Source organism: Staphylococcus sp. McC-251-APC-3A2 (assembly GCF_009695665.1).
GTDB lineage: Bacteria > Bacillota > Bacilli > Staphylococcales > Staphylococcaceae > Staphylococcus > Staphylococcus cohnii.
In genome coordinates this window covers 916,511-933,749 of the sequence record NZ_VUNO01000001.1, presented here as the reverse complement: position 1 = coordinate 933,749, position 17,239 = coordinate 916,511, and the positions used below count along the sequence as shown (strand labels likewise).

Here is a 17,239-nt window from a genome sequence, read left to right as displayed (position 1 = left end):
CGAGTCGTTTTAATATATAAAAGGAGTGATTTAAATGGCTAAAAAAGCACCTGATGTGGGCAATTACCAATATGGTTTCCATGATGAAGATGTTTCCATTTTTAGATCAGAACGCGGTTTAACAGAAAATATCGTCCGTGAAATTTCAAAAATGAAAGAAGAACCAGAATGGATGCTTAATTATAGATTGAAAGCATTAAAACAATTCTACAAAATGCCAATGCCTCAATGGGGTGGCGATTTATCAGAATTGAATTTTGATGATATCACTTATTATGTTAAGCCATCTGAACAAACTGAACGTTCATGGGATGAAGTGCCAGAAGAAATCAAACGTACATTTGATAAATTAGGTATTCCTGAAGCAGAACAAAAATACCTTGCTGGTGTTTCAGCACAATATGAATCAGAAGTTGTTTATCACAATATGGAAAAAGAACTTGAAGATAAAGGTATTGTCTTTAAAGATACAGACACTGCATTAAAAGAAAACGAAGAATTATTTAGACAATATTTCTCAACAGTTGTACCAGCTGGAGATAACAAATTCTCAGCACTTAATTCAGCTGTTTGGTCTGGTGGATCGTTCATTTATATACCAAAAAATATTAAACTAGATACGCCTTTACAAGCGTATTTCCGTATTAACTCTGAAAACATGGGACAATTTGAACGTACACTAATCATTGCAGATGAAGGTGCTTCAGTTAACTATGTAGAAGGTTGTACTGCACCGGTTTATACAACAAGTTCACTACACTCAGCTGTAGTTGAAATTATCGTCCACAAAGATGCCCATGTGCGTTATACTACAATTCAAAACTGGGCTAATAACGTTTATAACTTAGTTACAAAACGTACATTAGTGCATGAGAATGGTAATATGGAATGGGTTGACGGTAACTTAGGTTCTAAATTAACGATGAAATATCCCAACTGTGTGCTTATGGGTGAAGGCGCTAAAGGTAGTACGCTATCAATTGCATTCGCTGGTAAAGGGCAAGTTCAAGATGCTGGTGCAAAAATGATTCATAAAGCACCTAACACTTCATCTACAATAGTATCTAAATCTATTTCTAAAGATGGCGGTAAAGTTATTTATCGTGGTATCGTACACTTTGGCCGCAAAGCTAAAGGTGCACGTTCTAACATTGAATGTGATACGTTAATTTTAGATAACGAATCTACTTCAGATACAATTCCATATAATGAAGTATTTAATGATAATATTTCATTAGAACATGAAGCAAAAGTATCAAAAGTTTCTGAAGAGCAATTATTCTATTTAATGAGTCGTGGTATTTCAGAAGAAGAAGCTACAGAAATGATTGTTATGGGCTTCATTGAACCATTTACTAAAGAGCTTCCAATGGAATATGCTGTTGAAATGAATCGTCTTATCAAATTTGAAATGGAAGGTTCAATCGGCTAAAGTATTTATGATAAATAGTTTAGTTTTACAGTAAGTGATTAAATTTTAAAAACACGAGTGATGCGATTTTGATTCCCTTATATATATGGGCATTCAAATATGTATCACTTCGTGTTTTTTTATTATAGTTGTTTTGAAAACGCTGTTTTAATAATTGGAAATGCGTTTATGTATTGTAAAACAAGGGAATTGATACATATCGTTTAAAATTTTATAGAATATAAAAAGGAGTTATGCTGATATGATTATAGCTATAATCATACTTTTATTTGCTTCATTCTTCTTTTCTGGTAGTGAAACAGCTTTAACTGCTGCAAATAGGATGAAAATACAAACTGAAGCTGAAAATGGAGATAAAAAGTCTGCTAAATTATCAAAGCTACTTACAAAACCCAGTGAATTTATTACTACAATTTTAATTGGAAATAATATTGCGAATATTATTTTGCCTACATTAGTGACAGTATTAGCAGTGGATATTGGAATGAACGTTGGTGTAGCTACTGCAATTACAACGGTTGCTATTATCATCATTTCTGAAGTAATTCCAAAATCTGTTGCTGCAACTTATCCAGATCGTATGTCTAGATTGGTTTATACACCGATTTCATTTTTCGTCACAATATTTAAACCAATTACGAAATTGTTAAACTGGTTAACAGATATGATCAATAATTTACTTTCTAAAGTGCAAGAAGATCAACAACGATTATCAAAAGAAGAGATTAGACAGATGGTTACGATTGCAGGTAGTGAGGGTGCATTCAATGAAATGGAACGAAATCGAATTCAAGGTGTTATGGATTTTGAACAATTAAAAATTACAAATATCGATACAACACCAAGGATTAATGTGACTGCATTTCCGGCTGATATATCTTACGAAGATGCGTACGATACGGTAGTGACGAATCCGTATACACGTTATCCAGTTTATGATGGTGATATCGACCATATTATAGGCATCTTCCATTCAAAATATTTGCTAGCATGGAGTAAAGAAAAGTCAAACAATATTTTACAATATACTTCAGAACCTTTATTTGTGAATGAGCATAATAGAGCAGAATGGGCACTGAGAAAAATGACTGTGTCACGTAAACATTTAGCGATTGTATTAGATGAATTTGGTGGGACAGATGCCATTGTTTCTCATGAGGATTTAATTGAAGAAATGCTAGGTATGGAAATTGAAGATGAGATGGACGAACAAGAGCAAGAGAAATTAGACGCGCAAATGCAAGCTTATAATAAAAAATAAAAACTATAGTCACAATATTTAAGTTATTGTTTTTAATTAAAGGAGTGTTTTGCATGCACTTTTCATCAAAAGTGACCAAAATGTTGAATATCAAACTTCCTATTATTCAGGCAGGTATGGCAGGTAGTACAACGCCTGAATTAGTAGCATCTGTGAGTAATAGTGGAGGACTTGGTACAATTGGGGCAGGGTATTTTAATTCAGAGAAGTTAGATTCAGAAATAACATATGTTCAAGAATTAACTGATTTGCCTTTTGCAGTTAACTTATTTGTTCCAAGTGAACAATTATATATTCCAGAAAGTGTAGAACACATGAATGCATGGTTAAAACCCTATAGAAAAGCTTTGAGTTTAGAGGAACCTGTTATTGATGTTAGTGAGGAACAGCAATTTAATGAATCCATAGATATGGTAATCGAAAAAGGGGTTCCTGTAGTTTCATTTACTTTTGGAATACCAAATCAAAATATTATCAAAAAATTGAAAGCACGTCAGATTACTGTGATAGGAACAGCAACATCAGTTGAAGAAGCGAAAGCTAATGAAAGTGCTGGTATGGATGCAGTCATCGCTCAAGGTAGTGAAGCAGGTGGACATAGAGGTTCTTTCACTGTAACTTCAGATGATCACACACCATTGATTGGTACCATGTCACTGGTACCACAAGTCGTAGATAATGTATCTATTCCAGTGATAGCAGCAGGTGGCATTATGGATGGACGTGGCGTTGTTGCAAGTATGGTGTTAGGTGCCGAAGCTGTACAAATGGGAACAGCATTTTTAACTTCAGAAGAAAGTGGTGCTTCAGCTTTATATAAAAATGCAATACAACAAAGTAAAGAAACAGATACTGTCATCACAAAAGCTTTTACAGGTAAACCAGCTAGAGGTATCGATAATGAATTTATACACAAGATGGAAGGATATGATGATGACATTCCAGATTATCCTATACAAAACCAATTGACAAAAAGTATTCGTAAAACTGCTGCTGACTTAGGTAATGAGCAATGGACACATCTATGGAGTGGACAAAGTCCTAGGTTATCACAACCTAGTTCAGCTTCTGAATTGATAGCTGGTATCATACAAGAAACTAAACGCATACTTAACGAGTAATGAACTTAAGTTGTTTTAAGAAAAGTTGCTATTTTTAAAATGATAGCAACTTTTTTTGTTTTATGTTTCGTGTATCTACTACAGTCATCGTTGTTTTATCCTAACCTTAACCGTTGAAACAATTGAAGAATATAATTTAATCTAGTGAATCTCATAAATCATCTATGGTATCATGTAACTGGTGATACTATGATAAATATTGGATTAACAGGTTGGGGAGACCATGATACTTTGTACGAAGATTTACAGCGTAAATCAGATAAGTTAATTACATATGCAAGTCACTTTCCCATCGTAGAATTAGATGCATCTTATTATGCGATACAACCTGAAAGAAATATTAGAAAATGGATAAGAGAGACGCCTGAGAGATTCCAATTTATAGTTAAAATTCATCAGGCGTTAACACTTCATGCAGATTATCATGATTTTGCAGAATCAAGACAAATACTTTTTGATCAGTTTAAAGCGATGTTAACGCCATTACAATCTGAACAAAAGTTAGCGATGGTATTAGTACAATTTCCGCCTTGGTTTGATTGCACAGTACAGAACATCAGATATATTCGATATGTACGAGAACAGTTGAAAGCATTTCCTGTTTGTATAGAATTTAGACATCAATCCTGGTTTAATGATCAATTTAAAGAAGAAACATTAGCTTTTTTAACTGAATATGACATGATACACGCAGTATGTGATGAACCACAAGTTGGACAAGGTTCCATACCCTTAGTCAATCGTATTACAAACGAGACAGCATTTGTGCGTTATCATGGCAGAAATGAACATGGATGGACGAAAAAAGATATGACGGATGAAGCATGGAGAGATGTAAGGTACTTGTACGATTATAATAAACAAGAACTTCAAGATTTAGCACAAAAAGTGAAGCTATTAGAACAAAAAGCTAAAAATATTTATGTAGTTTTTAATAATAACTCAGGTGGTCATGCTGCACAAAATGCTAAGACATATCAAACATTACTAGGCATTGATTATGAAGGCTTAGCACCACAACAATTAAAATTATTTTAGGAGCGATCGTATATGTTAACAATAATTATTTTGATTTTAATTGGTGGTTTATCAGCTGTTTTAGGTTCTCTTGTAGGCATTGGTGGCGGCATTATTATCGTTCCGACTTTAGTTTATTTAGGTGTAGAAAACGATTTACTAAATGGAATTACACCTCAAATTGCCATAGGGACATCTTCACTGATATTAATCGTGACAGGATTATCATCAACATTAGGTTATTTGAAAACAAAACAAGTTGATGTGAAAAATGGTTCTATCTTTTTATTTGGATTGTTACCAGGTTCTTTGGTTGGGTCTATTTTAAGTCGTTTTTTAACTTTAGACTCTTTTAATTTATATTTTGGTATCTTTTTGATATTTGTAGCAATTTTGCTCATGATAAGAAATAATATTAAACCGATGAAAATGTTTAATAAGCCAAAGTATGCACGTACATATGTAGATGGTTATGGAAAGACACATCATTATAGTGTTCCGCCAGTTGTAGCATTTATATCAACGTTATTTATAGGTGTTTTGACAGGATTATTTGGTATTGGTGGTGGCGCATTAATGACACCTTTAATGTTAATTGTTTTCAGATTTCCACCACATGTTGCTGTCGGTACAAGCATGATGATGATATTCTTTTCTAGCGTAATGAGTTCTGTTGGGCATATTGCCCAAGGACATGTGGCTTGGGTTTATTCTATTGTATTAATCATCTCTAGCTATTTGGGTGCTAAAATAGGCGTGAAAGTAAATCAATCCATACAATCAAATACTGTCGTTATGTTATTGAGAACAGTTATGCTTATAATGGGACTATATTTAATCATTAAGTCATTTTTATAAACTAAGAGGAGGGAACCAAGGTGAAATTAACTATTTACCATACAAATGATATCCATAGTCATTTGCATGAGTATGCCCGCATTTCCGAATATTTAGCTCAAGAGAGACCAAAATTAAATCACCCCTCGCTCTATTTAGATATTGGAGACCATGTAGATCTATCTGCACCTGTTACAGAAGCTACTATGGGAATAAAAAATGTTGAACTATTAAATAAAGCACGTTGTGATATAGCAACTATTGGTAATAACGAAGGTATGACCATTTCACATGATGCATTAAATACACTTTATGACAATGCAAAATTTGATGTAACCTGTGCAAATGTTTTTGACGAACAGGGTGACTTACCGCGAAATATCACATCATCAATCATTAAGGAAATTGAAGGTGTGAGAATCTTATTTGTTGCAGCAACTGCGCCATTCACGCCATTTTATAGAGCATTGGATTGGGTTGTTACCAATCCATTAGAAGCCATTAAAGACGAAATCAGCGCGAACGAAGGTGATTATGATTTATTGATTATTATGAGCCATGTAGGCGTATTCTTTGATGAGAAATTATGCCAAGAAATTCCTGAAATAGATTTAATACTAGGGAGTCATACACATCATTATTTTGAAAATGGAGAAATGAACAATGGTGTATTAATGGCAGCTGCAGGTAAATATGGTCATTTTTTAGGTGAAGTGACATTAGAAATAGACCGTAATAGAGTTGTAGATAAGCAAGCGGTGATTTATCCAGTAGACACTTTACCTGAGGTTGAAACACATTTCGAAAGTGAAGGTAAAGCACTGTTAAGCGATCCAATTATTAATCGACCAGTTGAATTACCAAGAAAGACAGATGTTATAACAAAGACATCTTATATGTTAGCTGAAAGTGTATTTGAATTTACAAATGCTGACTGTACAATCATTAACGCAGGTTTGATTGTAAAAGGTATCTCAGCGAATCAAATGACAGAGTTTGACATTCATCAAATGTTACCTCATCCTATCAATGCCGTTCGTATCCGTTTAAATGGTCTGGAATTAAAAAATATAATTATTAAAAGCCAAAAACAAGAATATCTACATGAACATGCACAAGGTTTAGGTTTTAGAGGAGATATTTTTGGTGGCTATATACTATATAATTTAGGATTGATCGAATCAGAATCAAGATATTTCATCAATGGAGAAGAAATTGAAGACGATAAAATTTATGTGTTAGGTACTGTTGATATGTATACATTTGGTCGTTATTTTCCTACGCTAAAAGAACAATCTATAGATTACTTAATGCCAGAATTTTTAAGAGATATTTATAAAGAAAAAATGCTCGAATACTAAAATATTACATTTTACGTTTTAATTTAATCCGATTTTCGTTATAATGATTACAGATTTGAAATCAGGAGGAATTGTGCGGTTATGGCTACTAAAAATGAAGAAATTTTACGTAAACCAGATTGGTTGAAAATAAAACTGAATACTAACGAAAACTACACTGGTCTTAAGAAAATGATGCGAGAAAAGAACTTACATACAGTGTGTGAAGAAGCAAAATGTCCAAACATACATGAGTGTTGGGGCGAACGTCGTACTGCTACGTTTATGATTTTAGGCGCAGTTTGCACGCGTGCATGTCGTTTCTGTGCGGTTAAAACCGGATTGCCTAATGAGTTAGATTTAGATGAGCCAGAGCGCGTGGCAGAATCTGTTGAATTAATGAATTTAAAACATGTTGTTATAACAGCGGTTGCACGTGATGATTTAAGAGATGCTGGTTCAAATGTTTATGCTGAAACAGTCCGTAAAGTACGTGAGCGTAACCCTTACACTTCAATAGAAATATTACCATCTGATATGGGTGGTGACTTTGAAGCTTTAGAAACGTTAATGGCTTCAAAACCAGATATTTTAAACCATAATATTGAAACAGTTCGTCGTTTAACACCAAGAGTTCGTGCTAGAGCGACTTATGACCGTACTTTAGAATTTTTAAGACGTTCTAAAGAATTACAACCTGATATACCAACAAAATCTAGTTTAATGGTAGGACTAGGTGAAACTCATGAAGAAATTTATGAAACAATGGATGATTTACGTGCGAATGACGTAGATATCTTGACTATTGGTCAATATTTGCAACCTTCACGTAAACACTTAAAAGTTGAAAAATACTATACACCTTTAGAATTTGGTAAATTAAGAAAAGTTGCAATGGATAAAGGTTTCAAACATTGCCAAGCTGGACCGCTTGTGAGAAGTTCTTATCATGCAGATGAGCAAGTAAATGAAGCTGCAAAAGAAAGACATCGTCTAGGTGAAGAAAAACTTAGTACAGATTCTAATAGTTAAAACATAGATATTGCATTTAAAGACTTAGTTCAATTAGGGATATTAACGACGCGCGTTAACTCACTTTGGGCTAAGTCTTTTATTAGAAATAATAAAAATTGATTACTAACCTATTAAAGACAGACAATGTACGGTTAAATTGAGTAATGAAAATTAGATTAGGTGAGTATAATGATAAAAGTTAATAGTTTTTATTTTGAAATTATAGAAGATTATAGAGAATGTTTTGATGAAACATTATTTGCAAATCGTTACGCAGATATTTTAGATAAGTATGACTATATTGTGGGAGATTTTGGGTATGATCAATTAAGATTAAAAGGATTCTATAAAGATTCGAATAAAAAAGCTGAATTAAGTAAGCGTTTTTCCACAATTCAAGATTATTTATTAGAATACTGCAACTTTGGGTGTCCGTATTTTATTCTTAGAAAAGTTCCAGAAAATGAAATTAAATCCCAAATTGAAGCAGAAGATGAAAATGCAGAGATATCATTTGAAGAAAATAAATTACAAGATGTTAAAATCCAACCAACGATTCAAGATACAGAACAGTAAGTTGATGTAGATTTAGCGTCAGTTTAATATTAAAAACAAGTTAGGCTGCTATTCAACCGTGGAGTTACGGGTAATGAATAGTAGCTTTTTTATGTAGATTTATCATGACGCTAAATAAAATAAAAAAGGCTGATTATCGTAAATGACTCAGCCTTTTTCAATGACATTGTGTCTTATCATGTGCATCGATTTAATTAATAATATGACATAGAAATAATATTTAACGAACTGTATTTTGGCCATTAATATTATTTTGAACTTGTGCGTTTGCCACAGCAATTATTGTATGACTTGATTGAGATATTCAGTGATTTCATTACCTTCATTTTCAGTTACACCTAAAATATAAGCAATGTATCCTTCTTCTTCTAAATCATCTGTACCAATAATGCCAAATTTATTTGTTTGCATGTTTAAAACAATTGTTTTTCCAAAATGACGATTGGTTTGTATAAGCATTAAATCATAACGACTAAATTCTCCGACGAAACCTACAAATTGTACCTGTGATGATTCATCATCGTCATAAAGATACATATCTATCATAAAAACACCCTTTCATCATTGAGATATTAAAGTTTTTATTATTCGAATCATTCAATGAACTTAAAAAGTCTTAATTTACAGTATAACCATAAATGAATTCGACTGCAAAGGTATGGTATGATGAGAGTGATAGGGGTGACATAGATGTATTTTGTTAATAAAGAAAAGTTAGATAAAAAATTAAACTATTTACAACAATTAGTTAATGATTATCCAGATTATAGAGATAATCACTATGCATTTGAAAGAATTTCACAAATGTTGATTGAATCATCGGTAGATATTGGTAATATGATCATTGATGGCTTTATTTTGAGAGATCCAGGAAATTATAAAGATGTCATTGATATTTTAGAATTAGAAAATGTAATTTCTAAAGATACTCAAAATAATGTTAACCAAACTGTTGATGTCAGAAAGCAATTCGTTCATTTTTATGATGAACTTGATACGATTCAATTGAAACCACTTTTTGATAAAACACTTGATTATTATCAACAATTTATCGATGAAGTAATACAATTTTTGAATAATGAAAATGTACCTATAACAGCATTTGGTCAAAAAGGAGAGAAGTAATTTTTGATGAAACAGTACAAAGCATATCTCATTGATTTGGATGGTACGATGTACAAAGGGAATGAAAAAATTGATGGTGCAGCACAGTTTATTGAATACTTAAACAAGCATCAAATACCTCATTTATTTGTCACGAATAACTCTACTAAAGAACCATCAGAAGTAGCAGAAAAATTAAAAGTGATGGGAATTGATGCTACAGCAGATGAAGTAGTTACATCAGCACTGGCAACTGCAGAGTATATTGCTGATGAACAACCAGGTGCTTCAATCTATATGTTAGGTGGCGCTGGTTTAGAAAAAGCGTTAACGCAACATCAATTAAAAATAAAAGATGATGAGTTTGTAGATTATGTAGTTATTGGTTTGGATGAAGCTGTAACTTATGAAAAACTAGCAACTGCTACACTAGGTGTTCGAAACGGAGCAAAATTCATTTCAACAAATAAAGATGTATCCATTCCAAAAGAACGTGGGTTCTTACCTGGTAATGGCGCAATTACAAGTGTTGTGTCAGTATCTACAGGCGTTGAACCAACATTCATTGGTAAACCGGAACCTATTATTATGAATAAAGCCTTAGAAATTTTGGGATTAGATTGTTCTGAAGTTGCAATGATAGGTGATTTATATGATACAGATATACTTTCTGGAATCAATGTTAATGTTGATACAATACATGTTCAAACAGGTGTATCAACTTTAGATGATGTAAACCAAAAAGAAATACCGCCAACATATAGTTTTAAAGATTTAAACGAGGTAATCAAAGAACTCGAAGTTTAGGAGTGATTGAATGCAAAAAATCGTAGTAAGTAGAAAAATTCCACAGAAATTTATCAAACAATTAGAGGACATCGGTGAAGTAGAAGTTTGGGATGCATCGTTGACCCCTATGCCAAGAGAGAAATTTTTAACTGCTTTAAAAGACGCGACAGCTTGTTTTGTGACATTAAGTGAAACAATGGATGAAGAAGTCATTGAAGCTGCACCAAATCTGAAAGTCATAGCAAACATGGCAGTAGGTTATGATAATATAGATGTTGATTTGATGCAAAGTAAGGGTATTGTTGTGACGAATACACCAAGCGTTTTAACTGAAACAACGGCAGAATTAGGCTTTACTTTAATGCTTGCAGTGGCAAGACGTGTAGTTGAAGCGGAAACATATGTTCAAAATGGTGAATGGCAGAGTTGGGGGCCGTATTTATTTGCTGGTAAAGATTTATATCATGCTAACGTCGGCATTTATGGTATGGGCGATATTGGAAAAGCATTCGCGAGACGTCTAAAAGGTTTTAATACGAATATTATGTATCATAACAGAACAAGACATAAAGATGATGAAGAAGCGCTTGGCGCATTATACGTTTCATTTGAAACATTATTAAAAGAGAGCGACTTTGTGATTTGTACGGTACCATTAACTCCAGAAACACGTGATAAGTTTGACGATAAGGCATTTAAAATGATGAAAAATGATGCGATTTTTATCAATATCGGTAGGGGCGCTGTCGTTGACGAGGAAGCATTAGTGAAGGCTTTACAAAATGGTGAAATTAAAGCATGTGGATTGGATGTTTTAAGAGAAGAACCCATTGATATGAAACATCCGTTACTTTCAATGAACAATGCAACGATACTCCCACATATTGGAAGTGCATCGGTGATAACAAGAGACCGAATGATACAACTTTGTGTAGATAATATAAAGTTAGTATTAAGTGAAAAAGAACCTAAGACTCCCGTGGTATAAATTACTTATACCATGTCAAGCTACTCATTACTTGATTAACCCAAGTGAAGAGTAGCTTAATTTTTAGAAATATTTACAATGAATATCAGTCATTTAAATTTGCATTATTACTAAAAGATGATTGCCACATATGATAACTGTGGTTGTTGCATTATTAGATCATTATATCTTGGTTTGAAATGTTTTATTGAATACACATTAAATTTTGTAAAAGAATTTAATGTGTATTTTTTTGATTTTTAAAATAACGCATTATTTATTTATATTCTATCTAACAATTTTGTTATATAGATGCACAAATATTTAATTGTAATGATGTAGGAAAAATTGTATAATTAATTGGTGAAAAAGTTGAATAATTTATATACAATAAAGCGTAAAACATAAAAAATAATTTAATGAAGATAATTAATGTTGAATTTACATAAATGCCAGAGGTGAAATATGCAAAAAAACGATAAAGAACGTACTGCTTTACAAAAATTCAAACCATGGTTATTGATAGTAATGTACTTAGCTATATTAATTGCATTATATTTAATTTATGGTACAGGAGATACACACAATAACTTTATTTACAATGAATTTTAATTAAGGAGACTATCATGAAAGACATCATTCGAACTTTAATAGAGCATGGAGAAAACTGCCCAAATCAAGTTGCAGTTAAACATAATGACGAAATTCTGACATATGAAGCGCTCAATCGCTTCGCTAATCAACTTGCAATCCTATTGAAAGATGCTAAAACACCACTAATTTTATATGGGCACATGTCCCCGTTTATGATTGTGGGAATGATAGGTAGTATGAAAGCAGGTTGTGGCTATGTTCCCCTAGATACTTCTATCCCTCAAGATCGTATTCTATCTATTATAAATAAAATAGAGCCTCAATTTATATTTAATACTACTGATGAACAACTAGAAATTGAGGATATTTCCTTTATTTCAAAAGATTTATTAACAGGCGTAAAACAAAATGAGGACACAGTAAGTAAAATTAAAGATTCAGATATTGCTTATACTATTTTCACATCAGGTTCTACTGGAGAGCCCAAAGGTGTACAAATCAGTTATGAGAGCCTCAATCTTTTTACAAATTGGATGTTAGAACTTAATCAAGTTGGTTCAAATCAACAATGGTTAAATCAAGCGCCTTTTTCATTTGATTTGTCTGTCATGTCTATATATCCATGTTTAATGACTGCTGGAACTTTGAACTTAGTTGATAAGACAATGATTAATAAACCAAAATTATTAAATGAAATGTTAGAAGAATCAAAAATAAATGTATGGGTATCTACACCCTCATTTATGGAAATGTGTCTCATGTTACCTCGCTTAACAGAAGCATATTACAGTAATTTAAAGGAATTTTTCTTTTGCGGCGAGATATTGGCAAATAAAACTGCAGAACTATTGCTACAACGTTTCCCATCTGCTTATATTTACAACACTTATGGGCCTACAGAAGCTACGGTAGCAGTTACAAGTATATTAGTTACAGAAGAAGTGATAAATCAGTACAATCCTTTACCAGTAGGATTACCGCAACCGGGAACGAAGTTATCTTTGACCCATGAAGGCGAACTTATTATTTCAGGGAAATGCGTAAGTGAAGGATATGTCAAAGACGAACTACGTTCTAAAAAAGTATTTAACAAGTTAGACGGTCAGAAATCATATTACACTGGTGACAAAGCACAATTTATTGATAATCAATGGTTTATTAATGGGAGAATAGATTATCAAATTAAATTAAACGGTTATCGTATGGAATTAGAAGAAATTGAATTTCAATTGCGAAAATTAGAAAAGATTAGAGATGCGATTGTCGTACCAACTTATAAAAATAACAAAGTCACTCATTTAAATGCCGCAGTAATATTGAATCATTGTGATGAGGTAAAAGATGTTCAAACTTTGACACATGATATCAAAACTGAATTGAAACCTGTACTGCCTGAATATATGATTCCCAAAAAGATAATATATATGAAGAAATTACCGCTTACGATGAATGGGAAATTGGATCGTAAGAAGATTGCTGAGGCTATATTGAAATGATTCCATATGGCGATTTTACATTCTTTTTTATAGCATTAGTAATATTATTACCAGTTATCATATTAGGATTTATGGGCAAACAGAGCAAAATCTATAATGGTCTTAGTACAGCCGTTATGATTATATTAATATTCTCATCGACTAAGCATAACCTATTTGGACAAACGTATTTAAGCTTAGAATTGATAAATTTTATACTTTATCTGATTTGGCAAGTGATGATTATTATATATTATTGGCATTCTCGAGCTAAAAATAATACTACAACAAAATTTATATCAGTTATTTTTCTTTCTATTTTGCCATTGATTATTGTGAAAGTTATGCAAAGTTCGTGGTTTGGTACTGCGCAGTTAAAACTACATGAGAGTAAAGTCATTGAATTTATAGGGTTTTTAGGCATTTCATATGTAACTTTTAAAAGTGTTCAACTATTAATGGAAATTAGAGATGGCTCAATCAAAGAGGTAAGACTTTGGAAAGTAGTACAATTTATATCATTTTTTCCAACCATTTCTTCAGGACCGATTGACCGTTACAAACGTTTTGTAAAAGATGACAATAAAATTCTGAGTGGAAGTGACTATAGTCATTTATTAGTCAAAGCAATACATTACATCATGCTCGGATTTTTATATAAATACATTATTGCTTATTTAATACAAACATTTGCAATTAATCCATTAATGCTGGATTTTTCTGGTGTTATCACAAAATGGCTATATATGTATGCTTACAGTTTATATTTATTTTTTGATTTTGCCGGTTATTCACTTTTTGCTATAGCATTTAGTTATATTTATGGTATTCAAACCCCGCAAAACTTTAACCAACCATTTAAAGCTAAAAATATTAAAGATTTTTGGAATAGATGGCATATGTCACTATCATTCTGGTTTAGAGATTGTATTTATATGCGTTCATTATTCTTTATGTCAAAGAAAAAATTACTGAAAAGTCAATTTGCAATGTCGAATATAGCATTTTTCTTAAACTTTTTAATAATGGGCATCTGGCATGGTATTGAAATTTATTATATTTTGTATGGTTTGTACCATGCAGCATTATTTATTGGATATGGTTATTATGAAAAATGGAGAAAAAGCCATCGTCCACGTTGGCAGAACCAGTTTACAACTGCTTTAAGTATTGTTGTAACGTTTCACTTTGTAACATTCGGTTTTCTGATTTTTTCTGGAAAACTTTTTTAAAATGAGGAGGAATTATAATGGAATTTAAAGAACAAGTGTTAGATCTATTAGCTGAAGTAACTGAAAATAATATCGTGAAAGAAAACCCTGACGTTGAATTATTTGAAGAAGGTATTATAGATTCATTTCAAACGGTTGGTTTATTATTAGAAATTCAAAATAAATTAGATATAGAAGTTTCAATTATGGATTTTGACAGAGATGAATGGGCAACGCCTAATAAGATTGTAACGGCATTAGAAGAATTAAAATGAAATTAAAACACTTTATTCCAATTATTATCAGTCTATGTTTATTTGGGATTTTCTTAATATTACCTTCTAGCTGGTTTAGTGGATTAATTACTCCGAAAACTATAGAAAATCAACGCACTTCACTATCAGATCAAGTGTTAAAAGGTACGTTAATACAAGATAAGATGTTTAAATCGAATCATTTTTATCCTATTTATGGTTCTAGTGAACTTGGAAAGGATGATCCGTTTAATCCATCTATGTTATTGCGCAACAAAAATACGTATGCTAAACAACCATTTCTAATTGGCACAGGTGGTTCTACAGATTTGATTAATGCTGTGGAATTAGCTTCACAATATGATCATTTAAAAGGAAAGAAAATGGCACTTATCATATCACCACAATGGTTTACGGACCATGGATTAACTAATAAAAATTTTGATGCACGTATATCTAAAGCACAATTGAATCGTTTATTTAATCAAAATTATTTAAGTCCAGAGCTTAAACAACGCTATGCAAAGCGTTTATTGAGATTTAAAAATGTAGAAAACCGAAAATATTTAGAAAAAGTAGCTAAAGGTAAAACCAACAATAAAGACCAATATTTATCACCGTTTAAAATGAATCAATTTGAAAAAATTGAAGCGATAAAGTCGAATTTCCCACTTTCAAATACTGAGCTAGAAGATATTAAACCAGTAACAGCTCAAGATGAAAGTTGGAAAATGCTTCTCAATAAAGCTGAACAATATGGCGCTAAACATTCAAAATCAAATATGTTTAAAATTAGAGATGAATATTGGCAATTAATAAAAAAACATAAGCGTAAAGTGAATAGAGATTATGAATTTAATAGTAATTCTCCAGAGTTTAAAGATTTGGAGTTATTGGTAGATACTATGCGAGAGGCTGGTGCTGATATTGAATATATCAGTCTTCCATCAAATGGAAAGTGGTATGATCATATAGGTGTAAATAAAGAAAAACGTCAGAAAGTATATAACAAAATTAGGGAAACTGTTGTTAATCGTGGCGGGAAAATTTATGATATGACAGCTAAAGATTATGAACCTTATGTTATCAGTGATGCCGTCCATATAGGATGGAAAGGCTGGGTTTATATTAGTGAGCACATTGCGCAGCACATGCGTAAATAGTTATTTTAAAATTGAACGTGAATGATTTGAAAAATATATAAAATGTAGCATAGGATAGGAAATCGCAATAATAGATTTCCTATCATTTTTTTATGGACGTGATTCATGAATCCAATCTTTGCATAAGTCCAGACAGTATATTGTTCAGGAAAAAGATGACTTAAATAAAATTAACTAACAAAATCAAATGTATTTCACATCGTGCATACATCGATTTTATTACTGATTTGAATATAAAAATGCACCTTCATTGAACATGAAAGTGCATTTTGTTATGAATCGGTTATTATATAACAAATTCATAAACAAAGAATTCTATAAAATTTGACGCTTTTGTTGTTTAATTTATATATAAGTTGATCAACTAGAATACTTGTTCTACTTCTACTACTCCAGGTACTTCTTCATGTAAAGCGCGTTCGATGCCTGCTTTTAATGTGATTGTTGAACTTGGGCATGTACCACATGCACCGTGCAATTGAAGCTTAACAATTCCATCTTCTACATCTACTAACGAGCAATCGCCGCCATCACGTAGTAAGAATGGACGTAGTTTTTCAATTACTTCTGCTACTTGATCAAACATTGTTACGTTTTCAGTTGGCATGGAAATGCCTCCTTTCAAGTATATTATTTCATTTTCTGTCTATCTTTTTATTATAATAGATATATAAAGAAAAATCTATCAATCAAGACAAAAGGGGATAGTTAAAATGAATAAAGTAAGTGTAGTCGTTTATGGTGCAGATGTTGTTTGTGCAAGCTGTGTTAATGCACCAACTTCTCGAAATACTTTTGATTGGCTGCAACCATTACTCAAAAGAAAGTACCCAGATACACAATTTGAATTTACGTATATCGATATCGAGAAGGATACTGAAAATTTAACTGATCATGACCAACAATATATTGAGCGTATTCAGGAAGATGAATTGTTCTATCCACTTGTAACGATGAATGATGAATATGTTTCTGATGGATATGTACAATTGAGAGATATTACTAAATTTATGGATGCGCATTAATTTAATCATTTAGAAAAAGACACGTTCATATACTTTTAACAGAAGTTAGTAAAGTATAT

Annotated in this window: 19 protein-coding genes; 17 read left to right on the top strand and 2 right to left on the bottom strand. The window is 32.0% G+C overall.

Going from position 1 to position 17,239, the window contains the following annotated elements; genetic code table 11:
• Positions 1–34: 34 nt before the first annotated feature.
• The 8 genes from sufB (at position 35) to FYJ81_RS04435 (ending at position 8,598) form a co-directional block, all read left to right on the top strand.
• Positions 35–1,432, top strand: a complete 1,398-nt coding sequence (gene sufB / locus FYJ81_RS04470; protein WP_154409354.1) for a Fe-S cluster assembly protein SufB — start codon at positions 35–37, stop codon at positions 1,430–1,432.
• A 241-nt stretch (positions 1,433–1,673) separates the two neighbouring features.
• Positions 1,674–2,693, top strand: coding sequence for a hemolysin family protein (locus FYJ81_RS04465; RefSeq protein ID WP_154409353.1), 1,020 nt, complete (start codon positions 1,674–1,676; stop codon positions 2,691–2,693).
• A gap of 53 nt (positions 2,694–2,746) precedes the next feature.
• Positions 2,747–3,814 (top strand): NAD(P)H-dependent flavin oxidoreductase, encoded by a 1,068-nt coding sequence (locus FYJ81_RS04460; RefSeq protein WP_154409352.1) that lies wholly within the window; start codon positions 2,747–2,749, stop codon positions 3,812–3,814.
• Between the two features lie 189 nt (positions 3,815–4,003).
• Positions 4,004–4,852 (top strand): DUF72 domain-containing protein, encoded by an 849-nt coding sequence (locus tag FYJ81_RS04455; RefSeq protein ID WP_107504621.1) that lies wholly within the window; start codon positions 4,004–4,006, stop codon positions 4,850–4,852.
• 12 nt (positions 4,853–4,864) lie between these two features.
• Positions 4,865–5,689, top strand: a complete 825-nt coding sequence (locus FYJ81_RS04450; RefSeq protein ID WP_107504620.1) for a sulfite exporter TauE/SafE family protein — start codon at positions 4,865–4,867, stop codon at positions 5,687–5,689.
• A gap of 20 nt (positions 5,690–5,709) precedes the next feature.
• Positions 5,710–7,029, top strand: a complete 1,320-nt coding sequence (locus tag FYJ81_RS04445; protein ID WP_107504619.1) for a bifunctional metallophosphatase/5'-nucleotidase — start codon at positions 5,710–5,712, stop codon at positions 7,027–7,029.
• Between the two features lie 81 nt (positions 7,030–7,110).
• Positions 7,111–8,040 (top strand): lipoyl synthase, encoded by a 930-nt coding sequence (lipA, locus tag FYJ81_RS04440; RefSeq protein WP_107384284.1) that lies wholly within the window; start codon positions 7,111–7,113, stop codon positions 8,038–8,040.
• A 171-nt stretch (positions 8,041–8,211) separates the two neighbouring features.
• Entirely contained in the window at positions 8,212–8,598 is a 387-nt protein-coding gene (locus FYJ81_RS04435; protein ID WP_107384283.1) for a YutD family protein, read from the top strand.
• A gap of 279 nt (positions 8,599–8,877) precedes the next feature.
• Here the strand turns inward: FYJ81_RS04435 and FYJ81_RS04430 are convergent, their stop codons facing one another.
• Positions 8,878–9,144: a DUF3055 domain-containing protein gene (locus FYJ81_RS04430; RefSeq protein ID WP_107384282.1), complete on the bottom strand. Its 267-nt coding sequence runs from the start codon at positions 9,142–9,144 to the stop codon at positions 8,878–8,880.
• Positions 9,145–9,288: 144 nt separating this feature from the next.
• Here FYJ81_RS04430 and FYJ81_RS04425 point away from each other — a divergent pair, with 144 nt between their 5' ends.
• The 8 genes from FYJ81_RS04425 to dltD all read left to right on the top strand — a co-directional run bounded on the left by FYJ81_RS04425 (position 9,289) and on the right by dltD (position 16,155).
• Positions 9,289–9,723, top strand: coding sequence for a DUF86 domain-containing protein (locus FYJ81_RS04425; RefSeq protein WP_107384281.1), 435 nt, complete (start codon positions 9,289–9,291; stop codon positions 9,721–9,723).
• Between the two features lie 6 nt (positions 9,724–9,729).
• Positions 9,730–10,509: a TIGR01457 family HAD-type hydrolase gene (locus tag FYJ81_RS04420; RefSeq protein WP_107386381.1), complete on the top strand. Its 780-nt coding sequence runs from the start codon at positions 9,730–9,732 to the stop codon at positions 10,507–10,509.
• Positions 10,510–10,519: 10 nt separating this feature from the next.
• The gene (locus FYJ81_RS04415; protein ID WP_107504617.1) at positions 10,520–11,479 is read left to right on the top strand and encodes a 2-hydroxyacid dehydrogenase; all 960 of its coding nucleotides are present in this window, start codon (positions 10,520–10,522) and stop codon (positions 11,477–11,479) included.
• A gap of 444 nt (positions 11,480–11,923) precedes the next feature.
• Positions 11,924–12,070, top strand: coding sequence for a teichoic acid D-Ala incorporation-associated protein DltX (locus FYJ81_RS04410; RefSeq protein ID WP_019469681.1), 147 nt, complete (start codon positions 11,924–11,926; stop codon positions 12,068–12,070).
• Positions 12,071–12,084: 14 nt separating this feature from the next.
• Positions 12,085–13,548: a D-alanine--poly(phosphoribitol) ligase subunit DltA gene (gene dltA, locus FYJ81_RS04405; protein ID WP_154409351.1), complete on the top strand. Its 1,464-nt coding sequence runs from the start codon at positions 12,085–12,087 to the stop codon at positions 13,546–13,548.
• A complete protein-coding gene (gene dltB / locus FYJ81_RS04400) occupies positions 13,545–14,759 on the top strand; it encodes a D-alanyl-lipoteichoic acid biosynthesis protein DltB (protein WP_154409350.1) in 1,215 nt (404 codons plus the stop codon). Before dltA ends, dltB begins: the two co-directional genes overlap by 4 nt.
• Positions 14,760–14,776: 17 nt before the next feature.
• A complete protein-coding gene (gene dltC, locus FYJ81_RS04395) occupies positions 14,777–15,013 on the top strand; it encodes a D-alanine--poly(phosphoribitol) ligase subunit 2 (protein WP_107505385.1) in 237 nt (78 codons plus the stop codon).
• Positions 15,010–16,155: a D-alanyl-lipoteichoic acid biosynthesis protein DltD gene (gene dltD / locus FYJ81_RS04390; protein ID WP_107384597.1), complete on the top strand. Its 1,146-nt coding sequence runs from the start codon at positions 15,010–15,012 to the stop codon at positions 16,153–16,155. Before dltC ends, dltD begins: the two co-directional genes overlap by 4 nt.
• Positions 16,156–16,519: 364 nt before the next feature.
• Here dltD and FYJ81_RS04385 read toward each other — a convergent pair whose 3' ends face one another.
• Entirely contained in the window at positions 16,520–16,762 is a 243-nt protein-coding gene (locus FYJ81_RS04385; protein WP_019469675.1) for a NifU family protein, read from the bottom strand.
• Between the two features lie 106 nt (positions 16,763–16,868).
• Between FYJ81_RS04385 and FYJ81_RS04380 the strand changes: the two genes are divergently transcribed.
• The gene (locus tag FYJ81_RS04380) at positions 16,869–17,180 is read left to right on the top strand and encodes a YuzD family protein (protein ID WP_154409349.1); all 312 of its coding nucleotides are present in this window, start codon (positions 16,869–16,871) and stop codon (positions 17,178–17,180) included.
• Positions 17,181–17,239: the final 59 nt, after the last annotated feature.

What these genes read in the sequence shown, in the direction of transcription:
- sufB (WP_154409354.1), top strand. Translation starts at nt 35, where the DNA reads ATGGCTAAAAAAGCACCTGATGTGGGCAATTACCAATATGGTTTCCAT.
- FYJ81_RS04465 (WP_154409353.1), top strand. Translation starts at nt 1,674, where the DNA reads ATGATTATAGCTATAATCATACTTTTATTTGCTTCATTCTTCTTTTCT.
- FYJ81_RS04460 (WP_154409352.1), top strand. Translation starts at nt 2,747, where the DNA reads ATGCACTTTTCATCAAAAGTGACCAAAATGTTGAATATCAAACTTCCT.
- FYJ81_RS04455 (WP_107504621.1), top strand. Translation starts at nt 4,004, where the DNA reads ATGATAAATATTGGATTAACAGGTTGGGGAGACCATGATACTTTGTAC.
- FYJ81_RS04450 (WP_107504620.1), top strand. Translation starts at nt 4,865, where the DNA reads ATGTTAACAATAATTATTTTGATTTTAATTGGTGGTTTATCAGCTGTT.
- lipA (WP_107384284.1), top strand. Translation starts at nt 7,111, where the DNA reads ATGGCTACTAAAAATGAAGAAATTTTACGTAAACCAGATTGGTTGAAA.
- FYJ81_RS04435 (WP_107384283.1), top strand. Translation starts at nt 8,212, where the DNA reads ATGATAAAAGTTAATAGTTTTTATTTTGAAATTATAGAAGATTATAGA.
- FYJ81_RS04430 (WP_107384282.1), bottom strand. Translation starts at nt 9,144, where the DNA reads ATGATAGATATGTATCTTTATGACGATGATGAATCATCACAGGTACAA.
- FYJ81_RS04425 (WP_107384281.1), top strand. Translation starts at nt 9,289, where the DNA reads ATGTATTTTGTTAATAAAGAAAAGTTAGATAAAAAATTAAACTATTTA.
- FYJ81_RS04420 (WP_107386381.1), top strand. Translation starts at nt 9,730, where the DNA reads ATGAAACAGTACAAAGCATATCTCATTGATTTGGATGGTACGATGTAC.
- FYJ81_RS04415 (WP_107504617.1), top strand. Translation starts at nt 10,520, where the DNA reads ATGCAAAAAATCGTAGTAAGTAGAAAAATTCCACAGAAATTTATCAAA.
- FYJ81_RS04410 (WP_019469681.1), top strand. Translation starts at nt 11,924, where the DNA reads ATGCAAAAAAACGATAAAGAACGTACTGCTTTACAAAAATTCAAACCA.
- dltA (WP_154409351.1), top strand. Translation starts at nt 12,085, where the DNA reads ATGAAAGACATCATTCGAACTTTAATAGAGCATGGAGAAAACTGCCCA.
- dltB (WP_154409350.1), top strand. Translation starts at nt 13,545, where the DNA reads ATGATTCCATATGGCGATTTTACATTCTTTTTTATAGCATTAGTAATA.
- dltC (WP_107505385.1), top strand. Translation starts at nt 14,777, where the DNA reads ATGGAATTTAAAGAACAAGTGTTAGATCTATTAGCTGAAGTAACTGAA.
- dltD (WP_107384597.1), top strand. Translation starts at nt 15,010, where the DNA reads ATGAAATTAAAACACTTTATTCCAATTATTATCAGTCTATGTTTATTT.
- FYJ81_RS04385 (WP_019469675.1), bottom strand. Translation starts at nt 16,762, where the DNA reads ATGCCAACTGAAAACGTAACAATGTTTGATCAAGTAGCAGAAGTAATT.
- FYJ81_RS04380 (WP_154409349.1), top strand. Translation starts at nt 16,869, where the DNA reads ATGAATAAAGTAAGTGTAGTCGTTTATGGTGCAGATGTTGTTTGTGCA.